Origin of the sequence: uncultured Arthrobacter sp. (genome assembly GCF_902805515.1) — a bacterium.
Classification (GTDB): Bacteria; Actinomycetota; Actinomycetes; order Actinomycetales; family Micrococcaceae; genus Arthrobacter_D.
On record NZ_CADCTE010000157.1, the window covers coordinates 1 to 17564 of the forward strand.

16 protein-coding genes are annotated in these 17564 nt (G+C 67.2%); 11 read left to right on the forward strand and 5 right to left on the reverse strand.

Translation table 11 applies throughout. From position 1 onward, the window contains the following. The 6 genes from QZX79_RS14610 to QZX79_RS14635 all read left to right on the forward strand — a co-directional run. Positions 1-1651, forward strand: a 1651-nt coding sequence (locus QZX79_RS14610; protein ID WP_294569302.1) for a multifunctional oxoglutarate decarboxylase/oxoglutarate dehydrogenase thiamine pyrophosphate-binding subunit/dihydrolipoyllysine-residue succinyltransferase subunit, incomplete at its 5' end; no start/stop codon positions are given. Between the two features lie 125 nt (positions 1652-1776). Next, complete coding sequence (locus QZX79_RS14615; RefSeq protein WP_120165161.1) at positions 1777-2373, forward strand: GDSL-type esterase/lipase family protein; 597 nt, start codon at positions 1777-1779, stop codon at positions 2371-2373. Positions 2374-2672: 299 nt separating this feature from the next. Then, a complete protein-coding gene (locus tag QZX79_RS14620) occupies positions 2673-4451 on the forward strand; it encodes an ABC transporter family substrate-binding protein (RefSeq protein WP_294569305.1) in 1779 nt (592 codons plus the stop codon). 103 nt (positions 4452-4554) lie between these two features. Continuing rightward, positions 4555-6087 carry an ABC transporter permease gene (locus QZX79_RS14625; RefSeq protein ID WP_294569307.1) on the forward strand — a complete coding sequence of 511 codons (1533 nt, stop codon included), beginning with the start codon at positions 4555-4557 and terminating at the stop codon, positions 6085-6087. Between the two features lie 10 nt (positions 6088-6097). Further along, the gene (locus tag QZX79_RS14630; protein WP_294569309.1) at positions 6098-7132 is read left to right on the forward strand and encodes an ABC transporter permease; all 1035 of its coding nucleotides are present in this window, start codon (positions 6098-6100) and stop codon (positions 7130-7132) included. Further along, a complete protein-coding gene (locus tag QZX79_RS14635; protein ID WP_294569311.1) occupies positions 7129-8916 on the forward strand; it encodes an ABC transporter ATP-binding protein in 1788 nt (595 codons plus the stop codon). Before QZX79_RS14630 ends, QZX79_RS14635 begins: the two co-directional genes overlap by 4 nt. A 136-nt stretch (positions 8917-9052) precedes the next feature. On the opposite strand, the gene QZX79_RS14640 is transcribed toward QZX79_RS14635, so the two are convergent. From QZX79_RS14640 to QZX79_RS14660, 5 genes are all read right to left on the reverse strand, one after another. Then, positions 9053-10018, reverse strand: coding sequence for a zinc-binding dehydrogenase (locus QZX79_RS14640; protein ID WP_294569312.1), 966 nt, complete (start codon positions 10016-10018; stop codon positions 9053-9055). A gap of 319 nt (positions 10019-10337) precedes the next feature. Beyond that, positions 10338-10598, reverse strand: a complete 261-nt coding sequence (gene rsrA, locus QZX79_RS14645; RefSeq protein WP_120165156.1) for a mycothiol system anti-sigma-R factor — start codon at positions 10596-10598, stop codon at positions 10338-10340. Continuing rightward, entirely contained in the window at positions 10595-11338 is a 744-nt protein-coding gene (locus tag QZX79_RS14650) for a sigma-70 family RNA polymerase sigma factor (RefSeq protein ID WP_294569349.1), read from the reverse strand. Before QZX79_RS14650 ends, rsrA begins: the two co-directional genes overlap by 4 nt. A gap of 162 nt (positions 11339-11500) precedes the next feature. Continuing rightward, a complete protein-coding gene (locus QZX79_RS14655) occupies positions 11501-11989 on the reverse strand; it encodes a VanZ family protein (RefSeq protein ID WP_294569315.1) in 489 nt (162 codons plus the stop codon). 231 nt (positions 11990-12220) lie between these two features. Continuing rightward, entirely contained in the window at positions 12221-13141 is a 921-nt protein-coding gene (locus QZX79_RS14660; protein WP_294569317.1) for a LysR family transcriptional regulator, read from the reverse strand. A 122-nt stretch (positions 13142-13263) separates the two neighbouring features. On the opposite strand from QZX79_RS14660, the gene QZX79_RS14665 reads away from it, so the two are divergent. From QZX79_RS14665 to QZX79_RS14685, 5 genes are all read left to right on the forward strand, one after another. Beyond that, positions 13264-13707 carry an ester cyclase gene (locus tag QZX79_RS14665; protein ID WP_294569319.1) on the forward strand — a complete coding sequence of 148 codons (444 nt, stop codon included), beginning with the start codon at positions 13264-13266 and terminating at the stop codon, positions 13705-13707. 378 nt (positions 13708-14085) lie between these two features. Next, a complete protein-coding gene (locus tag QZX79_RS14670; protein ID WP_294569321.1) occupies positions 14086-14634 on the forward strand; it encodes a DoxX family membrane protein in 549 nt (182 codons plus the stop codon). Positions 14635-14666: 32 nt separating this feature from the next. Further along, the gene (aroA, locus tag QZX79_RS14675; RefSeq protein WP_294569323.1) at positions 14667-15989 is read left to right on the forward strand and encodes a 3-phosphoshikimate 1-carboxyvinyltransferase; all 1323 of its coding nucleotides are present in this window, start codon (positions 14667-14669) and stop codon (positions 15987-15989) included. Further along, positions 15982-17115 (forward strand): ribosome small subunit-dependent GTPase A, encoded by a 1134-nt coding sequence (locus tag QZX79_RS14680; RefSeq protein WP_294569325.1) that lies wholly within the window; start codon positions 15982-15984, stop codon positions 17113-17115. Before aroA ends, QZX79_RS14680 begins: the two co-directional genes overlap by 8 nt. Positions 17116-17271: 156 nt before the next feature. Beyond that, on the forward strand, positions 17272-17475 hold the full coding sequence (locus QZX79_RS14685; RefSeq protein ID WP_026532371.1) for a cold-shock protein: 204 nt from the start codon (positions 17272-17274) through the stop codon (positions 17473-17475). The last annotated feature ends 89 nt before the right edge of the window (positions 17476-17564 follow it).

The window sequence follows — 17564 nt, forward strand, 5'->3', positions numbered from 1 at the left end:
GGTCGGCTTCACCACCTCCCCGACGTCGTCGCGGTCCTCGGTGTACTCCACCGACGTCGCCAAGATGGTCCAGGCGCCGATCTTCCACGTCAACGGCGACGACCCCGAGGCCGTGGTGCGGGTGGCGCAGCTCGCCTACCAGTTCCGCCAGCGGTTCAACAAGGACGTCGTCATCGACATGGTCTGCTACCGCCGCCGCGGACACAACGAGGGCGACGACCCTTCGATGACCCAGCCGATGATGTACAACCTGATCGAGGCAAAGCGTTCGGTCCGCAAGCTCTACACCGAGGCACTCATCGGCCGCGGCGACATCACCGAGGAAGAGGCCGAGCAGGCGCTGCGCGACTACCAGGAACGCCTCGAGCGGGTCTTCGCCGAAACCCACGCCGCCCAGACCTCACCGATGCCGCTGGTCTCCGAGGATCCCGCCGCGGTCTCGAACCTCGAGCGCCCCTCCGCCCAGCAGTCCGACGGCGAGGAGGCCGGGCCCAAGCCCACCGCCATCTCGGCCGAGGTCCTCGCCGCCATCGGCAAGGCCCACACCAACGTACCGGAGGGCTTCACCGTCCACCCCAAGCTCAAGGCGCTCCTGGAGCGCCGCGAGCAGATGTCCCGCGAAGGCGGCATCGACTGGGGCTTCGGCGAAATGGCAGCCCTTGGCTCGCTGCTGATGGAGGGCGTCCCCGTCCGGCTCGCGGGGCAGGACACCCGCCGCGGCACCTTCGTGCAGCGCCACGCGGTGTTCCACGACCGGGCCAACGGCACCGAGTGGCTGCCGCTGGAGCGCCTCAGCGAGGACCAGGCGAAGCTGTGGATCTACGATTCGCTGCTTTCGGAATACGCCGCCATGGGCTTCGAATACGGCTACTCCGTGGAGCGGCCCGACGCGCTGGTGATCTGGGAGGCGCAGTTCGGCGACTTCGTCAACGGCGCGCAGACGATCATCGACGAGTTCATCAGCTCCGCCGAGCAGAAGTGGGGCCAGCGCTCCTCGCTCGTGCTCATGCTGCCGCACGGCTACGAGGGACAGGGCCCTGACCACTCCTCGGCTCGGATCGAACGGTTCCTCCAGATGTGCGCCGAGGAGAACATGTTCGTGGCCAACCCGAGCAGCGCGGCCTCGCACTTCCACCTGCTGCGCCAGCACGCCTACCGCCGGCCGCGCAAGCCGCTGATCATCTTCACGCCGAAGCAGCTGCTGCGCCTGAAGGCGGCGGCAAGCTCGGTCGAGGACTTCACCTCCGGCAGCTTCCAGCCGGTCATCCCCGACACCCTCGAGACTTCGGGTACCGAGGTCGAGCGGGTCATCCTGGTCTCCGGCCGGCTCTACTACGACCTGCTGTCTGCCCGGCAGAAGGCCGACGACAAGAAGACCGCCATCGTGCGCGTCGAGCAGCTCTACCCGCTGCCGCTCGACGAGATCAAGGAGGCGCTGTCGGCGTACCCGAACGCCGACGTCGTCTGGGCGCAGGACGAACCGGCCAACCAGGGGCCGTGGCCGTTCATCGGGCTGAACCTGCCCCAGCACATCGAGGGCGGCATCGAGCTCGCCTCGCGGCCGGCCTCGGCCGCGACCGCCACGGGCTCCGCCAAGCACCACGCGGTGGAGCAGGAAATCCTCGTGCGCAAGGCTTTCGGAAGAAAGTAACCGGCCGATCAGTATGATGTTGGGTGGGGACCTGTGCCCCACCCAACGCATTTAAGGCATAACTCCAGTTCCGCACGGCGCAAATCCGTGCGTGCACCGACACCGATCAGTAACCGAGGGATCCAGTGGAACAACGCAGAATCCGGCTAGCCGCAGTGGGCGACGAACTTCTCGCAGGACTTGGAGATCCGCGCGCGCTGGGCTGGCTCGGACGCGTCATGGCCCGCACCGCCCCGGACGGCGTGCAGGTCGAGGCCTATCCCCTGGCCGCTCCCCGCGAAGGCACCGAGTCCCTGGCCAACCGGTGGCTGCAGGAGACCGGGCGCCGGTTCGACGACGGTTTCGAGAACCGCCTCGTCATCGGCCTCTCCGACCGGGACCTCGACCTCGACCTCTCCACCGCCCGCAGCCGGCTGAACCTCGCGAACATCCTCGACGGTGCCGCCCAGATGAGCGTCAAGGTCCTCGTCGTCGGGCCTCCCCCGGGGCTCGACCCCGAGCGCAACCGCAGGCTGGGGGAACTCTCGGCGGCCTTCGCCGACGTCACCACCCGCCGCAAGCACGTCTACATCGACACCTTCACCCCGCTGGTGGCCCATGAGCAGTGGCGCAACGACCTCGCGGCGAACGGCGGAACCCCCGGCCAGGCCGGCTACGGGCTGATGGCCTGGCTGGTGCTCCACCGGGGCTGGTTCCAGTGGCTCGAGATTCCGGCCTCCTAGGGACGGGGCCCCGCCAACCCTCGTCGAAACAGCAGAAAACCACCCTTTCCCGCCGCGGAAGGGTGGTTTTCTGCTGTTTCGGCGAAGTGAAAGCTGTGACACAACGCTGTTACTTCTGTGAAACCAAATCTCGCCATGTTTCCGCAAGGTAACGAATCAGTTATTACTTATTTACTGGGTGTCCGAGGCAACAAACCTTGGCTATGCTGACGGAAGTGTGATCGCTGTCACTGGAGCTATCCACTTGAACGGGACTGACCAACCGGTCCCGTGCGCCTCTAGCACAGTAAGGATGACGAATGCGTAATAAGCGCACAGCCTCTCTCGCGGCTCTTTCCATCGGGGTGCTTCTGCTCAGCGCCTGCGGATCGGCCGGCGGGACGGCGCAGCAGCCCTCCGAGGCTGCAGAGGAAGAACTCGCCACGACCATCAATGTGGCCATCAGCCAGACCCCGGACGCGTACAACAGCTACACCGCCAACGCCAACAGCGTCTACAACACCTATGTGAACAACGTCGTCCACAGCACGTTTGTAGCCTTCAACGCCGACGGCGAGCTGGAGCGCAACGAGGATTTCGGCACCTTCGAAAAGACGAGCGACGACCCGCTGACCGTCAAGTACAGCATCAATGAGGATGCTGTCTGGTCCGACGGGACGCCGATCGACTTCGACGACGTCCTGCTGCAGTGGGCCGCCGCCTCCGGCAAGCACCCGAGCGGCGAGAAGGACCCCGACACCGGCGCCGAGACCGACCTGTTCCAGGCCGCCTCGACCAACGGCTTCGCCCAGGTCGAGCTCCCCGAGGGTGAGGCCGGCGACAAGGAGTTCGAGTTCGTCTACTCCGAGCCCTACGCCGACTGGGAATCGCTCCTCTCCGAGCCCATGATGCCCGCCCACATCGCGGCGGAGCAGGGCGGAATGTCCCCCGAGGGTGACGGCGCCGAGCTCATCGAAGCGATCAAGGGCACCGACATCGAGGCGCTCAAGCCCGTCGCCGAGTTCTGGAACACCGGGTGGAACTACGAAGCCGACCTTCCCAGCCTCCCCGACGCGGCGCTGATCCCCTCCTCGGGCCCCTACAAGCTGGACAACGCGGTCAACGGCACGCTGACCCTGGTCAAGAACGAGGAGTACTGGGGCAAGGAACGCGCGGCCAAGACCGAGACCCTCGTCTACAAGACGGTCGTCGACGAAGAAGCCGTCCAGGCCCTGGAGAACGGCGACGTCGACGTCATCGATCCCTCGAGCCCGACGGTCGACACCAAGTCGGCACTTGAGCAGATCGGCGAAACCATCACCGTGGAAACCGGTGAAACCCTCACCTTCTCCCACGTTGACCTCGCGCAGCGGCCCGGCGACGTCTTCGAGGACCTGAAGGTGCGCCAGGCCTTCGCCAAGTGCATGCCGCGCGAGGACATGGTCGAGAAGTTCGTCACGCCCATCGAGCCCGAGGGCAAGGTGATGGACCTGCGCGAGTACCAGCCGGCCCAGCCCGATTACGACACGGTGCTTGAGGGTGCCCCCGCGGCCACCGAGAACGCCGAGCTCGACATCGAGGGCGCCAAGGCCCTGCTGGCCGACGCCGGCAAGACCGAGCCGGTCAAGGTGAGCCTGATGTACGCCTCCACCAGCCAGCTGCGCGCCGACATGGTCGCCCTCATGAAGGACTCCTGCGATCAGGCCGGCTTTGAGATCATCCCCCAGCCCGAGGAGGAGTGGGCCGCAATGCTCGCCCAGCCCGGCTCCTGGGACGCCGTACTCTTCGGCTGGGCCGGATCCGGCCTCGTGGCCTCCGCCGAGTCGATCTACGTCTCAGAGGGCGAGCAGAACTTCGGCGGCTACAAGGACGAGAAGGTCGACAGCATCTGGAAGGAAATCGTCACGAACACCGACCCCGAAAAGGTCGTCGAGATGAAGACCGAACTGGAGCAGCGGCTCGCCGAAACCCAGTACAACGTGGTGCTCTACGCCAACCCGGGCATCAACGCCTGGAACTCCAAGGTCGAGGGCGTCCAGCCCAACCCGACGCAGACGGGCCTGACCTGGAACGCCTACGAGTGGACGAAGAAGAAGTAACCCGCTGACGCGGGGCTGTACAGAAGGGCGGGCAGATCCTTGGGTCTGCCCGCCCTTCTGACGGCACCCGGCTCATCTGCAGACCGTCCCTAGGAGCCCCCCAGTGTTGTTTTTCATTGCAAAACGTTTAGTCATCTCCTTTTTCATCATGGCGGCGGCCACGACGCTCATGTTCTTCCTCGTCATCTCGTCGGGCGATCCCCTCAGCGACCTCGGCGAGGCCTCGGGGTCGGCGAAGAAGGCAACGATCGCCGCACGCACCGAGGCAATGAACCTCGACCAGCCACCGCTCATGCGCTACTTCCTGTGGCTTCAGGACCTTGGCCACTGCCTCGTCCCGGGCGGCGTCGACTGCACCCTCGGCACCGACCGCTCAGGAAATGCCGTCCTCCCCCAGCTTGAAAGCGCCATCGGCTCGACCTTCCGCCTCGTGCTGGTGGCCACGGTGATCGCCCTGGTCCTTGGGGTGGTCGTGGGCATCGTCACGGCGATCCGCCAGTACACGACGTTCGATTACTCGATCACCTTCATCTCCTTCGTCCTGTTCTCGCTGCCGTTGTTCTGGCTGTCGACCCTGCTCAAGCAGTACATGGCGATCGACCTCAATACGTGGCTCGCCAATCCGCAGTTCCCCTACCTGACCATCCTGCTCGTCGGGGTGGTCGCCGGCGTCATCTGGGCCGTCGTCGTCGGCGGCGACAGGAAGCGCAGGCTTGCCGTCTTCGGCATCGCCGCCGCGGCGACCGCCGTCGCCCTGTGGCTGCTGCTGGTGACCGGCTGGTTCGTGACTCCGGGCCTGGGCCCGGTCGGCATGCTGATCTCGGCCGGGGCCGTGGCCCTGCTCTGGACCGCCCTGCTCGCCGGGTTCCGGCGCCGCCGCATCCTTTACGCCGCCCTGACGGCCGCCGCGGTGGGCTATGCAGGGTACCTCCTCTCCATCCCTCTGCTGGCCGATCCCAACTGGCTCACCGTCATTGCGCTCCTGGGGCTGACGGTGGCGGTGGCCTACGCCGCCGGCGGCTTCGTCGGCGGCCCCTACCGGGGGCGCGCGGCGCGGATCTCCGCGGTGATCGCCTTCAGCATCGGACTGCTGATCTTCCTCGACCGGCTCCTGCAGGCCTACCCCGAACTCTCGGCACGGGCCGGCGGCCGACCGATCCCCACCACCGGCTCCGAGTCCCCGAACCTCTCCGGAGGGTTCTGGGAAACCAACCTCGATTACGCGCTGCACCTGATCCTGCCGACCATCGCCATCACGCTGATCTCCTTCGCGACCTACACGCGGTACACGCGGGCGAGCCAGCTCGATGTGATGAACCAGGACTACATCCGCACGGCGCGGGCCAAGGGGCTCAGCGAGCGCACGGTGCTGGTGAAGCACGCCTTCCGCAACGCGATGATCCCGATCACCACGCTGATGGCGTTCGACTTCGCCGGTGTGCTCGGCGGGGCCGTGATCACCGAGACGGTCTTCGGGTGGAACGGCATGGGCAAGATGTTCGTCGACGGCGTCCACACCGTCGATCCCGGCCCCGTGATGGCCTTCTTCCTCGTCGTGGGAACGGCGGCGGTGCTGTTCAACATGCTCGCCGACATCGCCTACGCGTTCCTCGACCCGCGCATCACCCTGAGCTAGGAGCCGAATCATGAGCAGATCCGACATCGAGCCGGCAGATTCCCGCCCGCAGGTTGAGCTATCCGAAATGACGCTCGCGAGCCAGGACACCGACATCGCCCGCGGCGCACCCACCCGGCAGCAGACCGAGCGCATCCGCACCACCGAGGCGAAAAGCCAGGGCCGCCTGGTGCGCGAGCGCTTCTTCCGCCACAAGGGCGCCCTGGCCGGCATGGGCCTGCTGGCCCTGATCGTCCTGCTGTCCTTCAGCTCCATCGGGGTGGCGGGAATCCCCGGCTGGTGGAACAAGGAGTACGACGTGCTCGGCGCCCGCTTCAATGAGGGCAGGCCGACCCTGACGCTCTGGCCGTTCAGTCTCGGTGAGCACCCCTTCGGGCAGGACGTGCTGGGCCGTGACTACTTCGCGCTGACCATGCGCGGAATCCAGACCTCCCTGATCATCGCCATGACCGTCGGCCTGGTCGCCACGCTGGTCGGCACCGCCGTCGGGGCCATCGCCGGATACTTCCGGGGCTGGACGGAGGCCGTCCTGATGCGCATCACCGACGTCGTGATCACCATCCCCACGGTGGTCATCGCCGCGGTGATGGCCGGCGTCGTCGCGCGCTTCGGCATTCTTCCCTTCGGCGTCTTCCTCGGCCTGGTCACCTGGACCGGCCTGGCCCGGATCGTGCGCGGCGAGTTCCTCTCGCTGCGGGAGAAGGAGTTCGTCGAGTCGGCGAAGTCGGTGGGCGCGAGCTCGGCCCGGATCATTTTCCGACACATCCTCCCCAACACCGTCGGGGTCATCATCGTCTTCGCGACCCTCGCGATCTCCGGGGCGATCCTGCTCGAGACGGCCCTGAGCTACCTCGGGCTCGGCGTCGTCGCGCCGGACACCTCCCTGGGCAAGGCGATCAACGACAACCGCTCGGCCCTGACCGTACGGCCCTGGCTGTTCCTCTGGCCGGGCGCCTTCATCGTCGGCATCGCCCTCGCCGTGAACTTCATCGGAGACGGCCTGCGCGACGCCTTCGATCCCAAGCAGACAAGGATCAAGCAATGACCGCTGAGCACACCGGGACGCTCTCCGACGACGCCGTGCCCCCCGCCGACGGCCCCATCCTCTCGGTGCGCGGTCTCGGCGTCGACTTCAGCGTCGACAATGAATGGGTGATGGCCGCCGAGGACGTCTCCTACGACATCCACCCCGGCGAGATCCTCGCCATCGTGGGCGAGTCCGGCTCCGGCAAGAGCATGTCCTCGATGGCGCTGCTGGGGCTGCTGCCCCGCAACGGCCGCTCCAAGGGCAGCGCCCGCCTGATGGGCAGAGAACTGATCGGCGCCCCGCAGAAGACCCTGCGCCGGATCCGCGGCAACGACGTCGCGATGATTTTCCAGGAACCGATGACGGCGCTCAACCCGGTGCTGACCGTGGGCGAGCAGATCCGCGAGGCGGTCGAGCAGCACACCGAGGCCTCCCCCGCGGCCGCCAGGGAACGGGCGATTGAGCTGCTGCGCATGGTGGAGATCCCCGAGCCGGAGCGGCGCTACGACTCCTATCCGCACCAGTTCTCCGGTGGGCAGCGCCAGCGGGCGATGATCGCGATCGCCCTGGCCAACGACCCGATGCTGCTCATCGCCGACGAACCGACGACGGCGCTCGACGTCACCGTGCAGGCCGAGGTCCTCGAACTGCTGCGCCGGCTCAACAAGCGCCTGCGCAGCGCCATCCTGCTGATCACCCACGACATGGGGGTGGTGGCGGACCTTGCCGACCACATCGTGGTGATGGAGCGGGGCAGGATCGTGGAGTCCGCTCCCGCCCAGCAGCTCTTCCTCACCCCGAAGGAGCCCTACACCCGCCAGCTGCTCGACTCGGTGCCGTACCTCGGCTCGAAGGTCGGCGGGGTCCTCACCGACGTCGAGGTCGTCGACGGCAGCATCCGGATCCACGAGGACTACGCCGAGCGCGCCCTGGCGCACCGGCAGGAGCACACCGCCGCCGGCACCGTGCCCGCGCTGGAACTGGCGGGCGTGGACATCGAGTATCCGGGCCGGTTCCGGCAGCCGCCCTTCAAGGCGGTTCACGACGTGTCCTTCACCATCCTGCCCGGGGAGGTCATGGGGCTGGTCGGCGAGTCGGGCTCGGGCAAGTCGACGATCGCCCGGGCGGTCACCGGGCTGATCCGGACCAGTGCAGGCAGCGTGCGGATCGCGGGGACGGACATCACCTCGCTCTCGGCCCGGCAGATCCTGCCGCTGCGCAAGAAGTTCGCGATCGTCTTCCAGGATCCGGCCGCCTCACTGAATCCGCGTCTCTCCATCGGGGACAGCATCGGCGAACCGCTGTACCTGCACGAGAAGCTCTCCCGGGCCGATCTCGACCGGCGGGTGCAGGGACTGCTTGAGGACGTGCAGCTGCCGGTCTCCTTCCGGAACCGGTACCCGCACGAGCTCTCAGGCGGCCAGCGCCAGCGGGTGGGCATCGCCCGTGCCCTGTCGCTCCGGCCCTCCCTCCTCGTCGCCGACGAGCCGACGTCGGCCCTTGACGTGTCGGTGCAGGCCGCGGTGCTGAAGCTGCTGCAGGAGCTGCAGCGCGAGCGGGGCTTTGCCTGCCTGTTCGTCAGCCACGACCTCGCCGTGGTTGAACTGCTCGCCAGCCACATCGCGGTGCTCAGCAAGGGCCGCCTGGTGGAGCAGGGCACCACCGAGCAGGTGCTGAAGTATCCGCGGGATCCGTACACCCGGCGGCTCCTCGCCGCGGCGCCGGTGCCGGACCCCACGGAGCAGGCCGTGCGGCGCGAACAGCGCAACGCGATCCTGGCAGCAGGCACGACAGCGTCCTAAAGGTACTGTCCAGGCAGACAGCAGGCCCCCGACCGTCCGTCGGGGGCCTGCTGCGTGCTGTGCCCGCTGCCTGCCGGGCATGCAGCGCAAGGGCGGGCCGACCGGATCAGTGCCGGCCCGATCAGTGCCGGCCCGATCAGTGCCGGAAGACGATCTTGCCGAACACGTCGCCGGCCGCCATCCGGGCGAAGCCGTCCGCCGCCTCCTCGAGGCCGAGCACCGAGTCGATCGGCGGCCGGACGCCCGTGGCCGCCAGGAACCGGGTCAGCCGGAGCAGCTCGTCCCGGGTGCCCATGGTCGAGCCGACGACCCGCAGCTGGAGGAAGAACACCCGGTTCAGCTCCGCCGAGGGCGCCGGCCCGCTGGTGGCGCCGCAGGTCACCACCGCTCCCCCGGGCCGCAGCGCCTTGAGCGAGTGCGACCAGGTCGCCTCGCCCACGGAGTCGAACACGACGTCGACCCGCTCCGGCAGGCGGGCACCGGCCTCAAAGGTGTCCGCGGCCCCCAGGGCGCGGGCACGGTCGAGCCTCTCGGCGTTCCTGCCCGTGACCCAGACGCGGAAGCCGGCGGCCGCCGCAAGGCTGATCAGGGCCGTGGAGACGCCGCCGCCCGAGCCCTGGACCAGGATCGTCGAACCGGGGGCCGCGGGCGAGACGGTGAACAGCATCCGGTAGGCGGTCAGCCACGCCGTCGGAAGGCAGGCGGCCTCCTCGAAGGAAAGGTCCTCCGGCTTGGGCACCAGGTTGCGTTCGGGCACCCACACGTAGTCCGCCATGGTGCCCGGATAGCGTTCGGAGAGCAGGGAACGCTGCGGGTCGAGGGTCTCATCGCCCTCCCAACCCGGCGAGGACAGCACCGAGTGCACGATCACGCTGCGCCCCTCGTCGTCGACCCCCGCCGCGTCGCACCCGAGGACCATGGGGAGGCGCTCATCCGGCAGCCCGACCCCCTGGAGGGAGAACAGGTCGTGGCGGTTCAGCGCGGAGGCCACCACCCTCACCCGGCGGAACCCGTCCGGCGGCGCGGGCGGCTCGAAGTGCCCCACCCGCAGGGCTTCGAGCGGGTTGTCCTTCGATGTCGCTTCGACGTAGGCGGCGCGCATTGGAAATCTCCCTCGGTAGGTGCTGTGCCCCCATCCTAGGGCGGGCCTGCGCGCCGGGCGCCCGGGGCGCCGCGCGTTTAGGAGGCATCCGCCGGATGTGGGAGACTTGAATGCAGTTCTGTAGGCATATCTAAGGAGGCCAGCCATGAGCAAGCGAGCACGCAAGCGCCGCGACCGTAAGCGCGGAGGCGCTAACCACGGTAAGCGTCCCAACACCTGATCGTTGGAACACAGCAAAAAGACCCCCGGCCTTCCGGCACGGGGGTCTTTTTCTGTCTGCAGTCTTTTTCTGTCTGCAGTCTTCTGTCTGAAGCCGGGCTTAGTGCCCGGCGGTCTTCAGCTGGCCGATCCGCTCGAGGATGTTGTCCTTCAGCGAGGTCGGTGCCTTCTCCGTGCAGGAGCGCTTCACGACCTCCCGGATGACGCACTCGAGGTCGTACTCCTTGGCGCACTCGGCGCAGCTGTCCAGGTGCGCCTTGATCTCCACGAGGTCCTTGTGCGAGAGCTCGCCGTCAAGGTAGTCGTACAGCTTCTCGATCCGCGCATCGGGGCAGTCCCCCAACTCTTCGCAATCCTTCATTTCGCACTCTCCTGTTTCGTGCCCTTGACACCCTCCACCGCGGCCGGGGTGCCCAGCCCCCGCTCCAGCGCGTACTCCGACAGGAGGTCGCGCAGCAGCTTTCGCCCGCGGTGCAACCGGGACATCACCGTCCCGATGGGCGTATTCATGATTTCTGAAATTTCCTTGTAGGCAAAGCCTTCGACGTCCGAGAAGTACACCGCGAGGCGGAACTCCTCCGGGATCGACTGCAGCGCGTTCTTGATGTCCGAGTCCGGCAGGTGGTCCAGTGCCTCGGCTTCGGCCGACCGCAGACCCGAGGAGGTGTGTTCGGCCGCCTTGGCCAGCTGCCAGTCCTCAATCGTGTCCGAATGCGACTGCAGCGGCTCCCGCTGGCGCTTCCGGTAGAGATTGATATAGGTGTTCGTCAGGATCCGGTACAGCCAGGCCTTGAGGTTCGTCCCCGGCTTGTACTGGTGGAACGCCGAGAACGCCTTGGTGTAGGCCTCCTGCACCAGGTCTTCGGCGTCGCTGGGGTTGCGGGCCATGCGCATGGCCGCCGAGTACAACTGGTCGACGTATTGCATGGCGTCCCGCTCGAAGCGGGCCTTGCGGTCTGCGTCCGATTCCGCGGATACGTCCAACTGGTTATTTTCGGTCGAGCTGCTGCCCGCCGGAGCTGTTGTATTCATTGGGGGAAAGTCTACGCGCCCGTTGCTGGGCGCCGCCGAGCGGCGCCGCTGCTCCAGCGTAACGTTCAACTGGAAGTCGGCCGCGAGCTGTTCCGAAACACTTGCCTGTGTACCCAATGTGCCCCCGTCCGTCGATTTCGCTTACTCAGAATGGAACCCCGGTAGGCGCCGCCTTATTCCACCGGCTCCAGCGCCGGCACCAGTCGTGTAGTCATGCTGGATGTGGCGCGCTCAGAGTTTGGGATCATGCCGCTTTTCGAGGACGATGATGCAGACCGCGGTCAGGACTCCCAATGCTGCTCCGATGGTGTTCATGAACCAGTCATCTGTATCGCAGGAACGTCCCAGGGCGGATACCAGTGCTTGTGTGAGTTCTATGAGGACAGATAAGCCAGACACAACGGCGAACACCCGGAGGGGACGTCGCAAGAGCAACGTTGCGAAGAGAGCCAGAGGTAGCAACATCGCCACATTGGCCAGGGTATCGATCCCTTGGAACGGCACAGAGAACTGGATAGTGCAGAAAAACTCTGGTTCACCTGATGCGGGTGAGAGCGTCAGAACGAGAGGCCCCAGGAAACTTAGGCTTACGAGGACGATAAACGATTTCTTTGCCCTCATCCGATGCAGAACCCACGCGAGGACGGCACCAAGGGCGATGACGACCCAGAACAGGGCGCGGACGAGCACAGGGTGTGCAGCAAGGACGGTGCTGATCATGGCGCTGCGCTGTCAATGTGCATCGTTCTACCATCCCTGAAGAGCGAGCCTCAACCAACACGGTCGACCAACCACACAGCGGTATGCCGACACGCTTCATCGACGGAGCCGCTACGGAAGGATCATCTAGTACCTTTCGCAGCGAATGGCCTCCTATGCGTAAGTTATCTCGTTGCCGGAGTTGTTGCGTCGAGTACAAACGAATGATTCGCTGATCCGCGCGGGCTCAGTTCATGTGGGTGTGTGAGTGCTCCAGGAGCGTACTTCATCGACGAGGGCGCGCACCGCGGCGATGGCGGGCGGGCTGGGCTGGGCGGTAGTGACGGCCCAGGTTGCCCGTCCAAGTGAGGTGTTTGCAGCTCGGACCGGCACCCAGCACACTCCTCGGGGAATGACCGCAGCGATGCTGCCCGGCACGAGCGCGATGCCCAGACCCGCGGATACCAGACCGAAGCGAGTGGACCAGCCACGCACCGAGAAAGCGATCTTCGGGTCGGGAAGATCCGGCCAGGCTCCGAACTCAGGTGAGCCGTTGGTGCTCGCGCCTACGATCCAGCGTTGGTCGGTCAGGTCGTGCACGCTGACCTCGGTGCGACCGGCGAAGGGATGCGCTTCTGCGACAGCGACCCCGATGCCTCGTCCGCCACGCAACTCTGTGAGGTCGAGGCCATCGAGGTCGTAGTCAGGCAGTCCCTGACCGGTGGCCAGGACGGCGACCTCCAGGCGGCCCCGCCGCAGGGCTGTGAGCTGGGACGGTGTCGAGGATTCGATCAGCTGAACCTCCATGTCCGGGTGTGCGGTGAGCAGGCGCGCTACGGCGCGAGGAATTAGGTGCGCCATCGCGGTGGGGTAGCCGCCCAGAACCAGACGCCCAGCGAGCCGGTCGCGTATCCCGGCCAGTTCCTGATGAGCGGCTGCTAGGCGTTCAAACACCTGTCCGGCATGCCTGACCACGACCTCACCCGCTGCTGTTGGACGCACCCCCCGCGCCCGCCGTTCGAACAAGGGCCCGCCAGTTGCCCGCTCACTGGCCGCGACCTGGCGCGAGACCGCGGACTGGGTGTAGCCAAGGTTCTCGGCGGCCGCGCTGAAGGAGCCGGAGCGGGCCACTTCGAGGACCACGCGCAGCCCGGTCAAAGTCATTTCCGTCATGACTTCCATTGTATGCCGGGATGGCATGGCTGCGGTGCGATATTCTCGCTTGTGGCATGGGAGCAGCGTGCGGATCCTGATAGTGGCCTCCTGAGAGGAAAACCATGATTGGAAGGAACCCCATGCCCCTTTACACCCGAGACGAGCTCGTGGCCCGCCTGGTCCGTGCAGGAGAGCTCGAGGTTTCCGGCGAGCACCCAGAGGAGGTGCACTCCTACTTCGACACTGAGCGCTTCCGCTTCCATGGGCCCGACGGTTTTGAATCCGACTACGCCGGGCTGAGCGCCTACTTCGCGTCCTTACGGGACGCGTTCGACGGCCGCAGCATCCGGCGCGGCATCGTCCTGGTCGAAGGTGACCTCATCGCCTGCCAGACCTGGATCGAGGGGACCTTCGTCCGGCCCTTCACGCAGTCCCCCGTTGGGCTCCTGCAACCCAACGGAGCCAGGATCGTCATGGATCTGATTAACATCTTCCGGATGGACGATCAGGGCCGGCTCCTGGAGGAGTTCGTGCGCACCGACAACCGCAGCATCCTCCGGCAGCTCGGCGTGACCGAGGCCTGAGCGACTCATCACCCACTCCCGCGACCGAAGGCTCGATGAGAAAGGCCAACTATAAGGACCGGAGAAACCTGCGGGGTGGTTAGCTCTCGCGCGCACCCGTCTAGAGGAGCTGTCGTGCCAACGACAGCTCCTCTACTCCTTAAGGCCAAGGAGAGACAAACGTCGCGTCAAGCACACCTCACGCCACAGGTCAAAACACCCCGGCACGGCGAGGGCTCACCGCAGAGCACATTTTTCCGACGGGATCACCCCCAGCCGGCACGGCGGCGGGCGGATCGCCTCGCACGTCCAAAAGTGCAAAACTAGACCCAGCGTGCTTCGTAAGTTCCGAATCATCATGAACACCGGCGCCGGTGCGCCGGCAACCAGGAGGCTCTTGTGACCCTTGTCCGCGTTATCGCCCGACCACTGACCGCCAGCAGCTTCGCCTTCTCGGGGGTGGACCGGCTCCGGAGCGCAGGAAAGAGCGCCGAGCAGCTCCAGCCCGTCCTGACCCGGCTGGGCAAGGCCGTCCCGTCCCTGGCCCCGGTGACCGGTGACGCCAAGCGGGTCGCCCAGGTCCTGGGCGGCGTGCAGCTCGGCGCGGGCATCCTGCTCGGTCTTGGACGGTTCTCGCGGGTCGCCGGAACGCTGCTCGCGGTCTCCGCCGCGGCCAACACGCTTGTCGATTTCAAGTCGGCCGACTCCTCGACGCCGGCAGCCCGCAAGGAACGCCGCGGCCAGCTGCTGCGCAACCTCTCCCTCGTCGGGGCGGCGCTGCTCGCCTCCGTTGACACCAACGGCCGCCCCGGGCTGGCCTGGCGTGCGGAGCACTTCGCCTCGGGTGCCAAGAAGAACGCGGTGGGGATCAGCAAGGACGCCCGCAAGCAGCTCAAGAAGGCCGACCTCGCCGTCCGCCGCACCGCCGCCGACGTCGTGGGTTCCTAACCTCAATGGCCCTTCCTTCTGCCGGGACCGCCGTGCCTCAGCAATCTCCAGGCGTCTGGCCGGCCCCCCGGCCCGCCGCGCCCGTCGACGCCGTCGTTGAGGTTCCGGGCTCCAAGTCCCTGACCAACCGGTACCTCGTGCTGGCGGCCCTGGCCGACGGACCGTCGACGCTGCGCAACCCGCTCCATTCCCGTGACTCGGCGCTGATGATCGACGCCCTGCGTGAGCTGGGCGCAACGGTCACCGAGCTCGAGGGGACCGGGCGGTTCGGGCCGGACCTGCGCGTGGTTCCCTTTTCCCGGGAGCGCCGGGAGCGGCGGATCGACTGCGGGCTTGCCGGCACCGTAATGCGCTTCGTGCCGGTGCTGGCCGCCCTGCAGGAGGGTGCCACAGCATTCGACGGCGATCCGCACGCCCGCCATCGCCCCATGGGTGCAACCATCGGCGCCCTGCGCGGCCTGGGGGTTCTGGTCGAGGACGGCGGCGCCGGCGCCCTTCCCTTCACCGTCGACGGCCGCGGCGCCGTCGAGGGCGGGCACCTGGCGATCGACGCCGGCGCGTCCTCGCAGTTCGTTTCCGCCCTGCTTCTGGCCGGGCCGGCGTTCACGCGCGGGCTCCACCTCGAGCACTCCGGCGGCCGGCTGCCCAGCCTGGAGCACATCGCGATGACCGTGAGGGTGCTGCGAAGCGTCGGTGTGGACGTCGATGACAGCGTCCCGATGTCCTGGCGGATCAGCCCCGGCCCGATCCGCGCCTTCGACATCGCTATCGAACCGGACCTCTCCAACGCCGGGCCGTTCCTCGCCGCCGCCGTGGTCACCGGCGGCAGGGTGACTATCCCGAACTGGCCGGCGGAGACCACCCAGGTGGGCGACGCGTGGCGGCAGATTCTCCCCCGTCTGGGCGCCTCAGTGGAACTGGCAGGCGGCGCCCTGACTGTCACCGGCGGCCCGCGCATCACCGGCGGGGATTTCGCCGACACCAGTGAACTGGCGCCAACGGTGGCCGCGCTCTGCGCCCTGGCCGCGACCCCCTCGACCTTGAGCGGTATCGCCCACCTGCGGGGGCACGAGACGGACCGGCTGGCGGCCCTGGTGCGGGAGATCAACGCCCTGGGCGGGAACGCCGAGGAGACCGCGGACGGCCTCCTCATCCGGCCGGCCTCCCTTCACGGGGGCGTCTTCTCCACCTACGACGACCACCGCATGGCCACGGCCGGCGCCGTGATCGGCCTCGCCGTCGAAGGGGTCCTCGTCGAGAACATCGCCACCACGGCCAAGACGCTGCCGCAGTTCCCCGAACTGTGGGCGCAGCTCGTGGCCACGGCGCGCACCGGAGGCTCTCCGGGTGACTGAGGCCGGCAACCGGAGGGGCTCCCGGGCCTGGGACGAGTCCGACGTGCGGATCCGCCCCAATAAAAAGGGTTCCCGTCCCCGCACCAAGAACCGCCCGGCCTACGAGGACGCCGTCACCGGCAGGATCGTCACCGTCGACCGCGGCCGCTACACCGCCGTCGTCGATGAGGACACCCCCGACGAACGGCTCATCGTCGCGGCGCGGGCCCGTGAGCTGCGCCGCAGCGCCGTCGTCGCCGGCGACCTGGTGGCGCTCGTCGGAGACCTCTCCGGCGGCCCGGACTCCCTGGCGCGCCTGGTGCGCGTCGAAGAGCGGCGCACCGTGCTGCGCCGCAGCGCCGATGACACGGACCCGGTGGAGCGCGTCGTGGTCGCCAACGCCGACCAGCTGGTCATCGTGGTCGCCGCCGCCAACCCGGAACCGCGCACCGGATTCATCGACCGCGCGCTGGTGGCCGCCTACGACGCCGGCATCCGCCCCCTGCTGTGCGTCACGAAGGCGGACCTGGTGGACCCGGCGCCGCTGCTTGCCAACTACGAGCACCTCGACCTGCGGGTGGTGATCAGCAGGACCGCCGCCGACACCGGCGGCATCGAGGCCACCTCCGACGACGGCGCTTCGGCCCGCCTCTCGGGCGGCGCCATCAACACCCTGCGGGAGGAGCTCGACGGGCAGGTCAGCGTGCTGCTGGGCCACTCAGGGGTCGGCAAGTCCACCCTGGTCAACGCCCTCACCGGCTCCACGCGCGCGACCGGAGGCGTCAACGCCGTCACGGGACGGGGCCGCCACACCTCCTCCTCGGCCGTTGCGCTCAAGGCCGCCGGGTCCGCCCCCGGCACCTGGATCATCGACACCCCCGGCATCCGGTCCTTCGGCCTGGCCCACGTCGACCCCGACCGGATCCTCCAGGCCTTCCCCGACCTTGAGCCGGGCACCGCCGGCTGCGAACGCGGCTGCCTGCATGACTCCAACGCCGTGAACTGCGGCCTCGACGACTGGGTCGCCAGCGGCGCCGCCGGGGAATCCGGGCCGGTGCGTCTCGCCTCCCTGCGGCGCCTGCTGGGCGCCGGTTCTTCGGACTCCCGCCAGGCGGCGCAGGAGGCGAAGGAACTGGGGAGCCAGTGAAGCCTGTTAGACTTGACGAAGTTGTTGTGTTGCGCATTGAATTTCTGGCCTTGAATCCTCCTTTCGGAGTTCGAAAGCTGTTTTGATAAGCGAAAACGAACACCACGACGAGCGCACCGGATTACGGGGCGTCTCTCACAAGGTAAGGATCTAAAAATGGCTACAGGTACAGTGAAATGGTTCAACGCTGAAAAGGGCTTTGGTTTCATCGCTCCCGAAGACGGCGGCGCCGACGTGTTCGCACACTTCTCCGCAATCAATTCGAACGGCTTCCGTTCACTCGAAGAGAACCAGAAGGTCAACTTCGAGACCACCCAGGGACCCAAGGGCCCCCAGGCTGAGAACATCACCGTTCTCTAAGGTTTCCTTCCTCCGGGATTGCAACCTCCGGCCGCGCTAAGCGGCCGAACCAAGGGTCACCGCTGCGGCATCTGCCGCCGGTGGCCCTT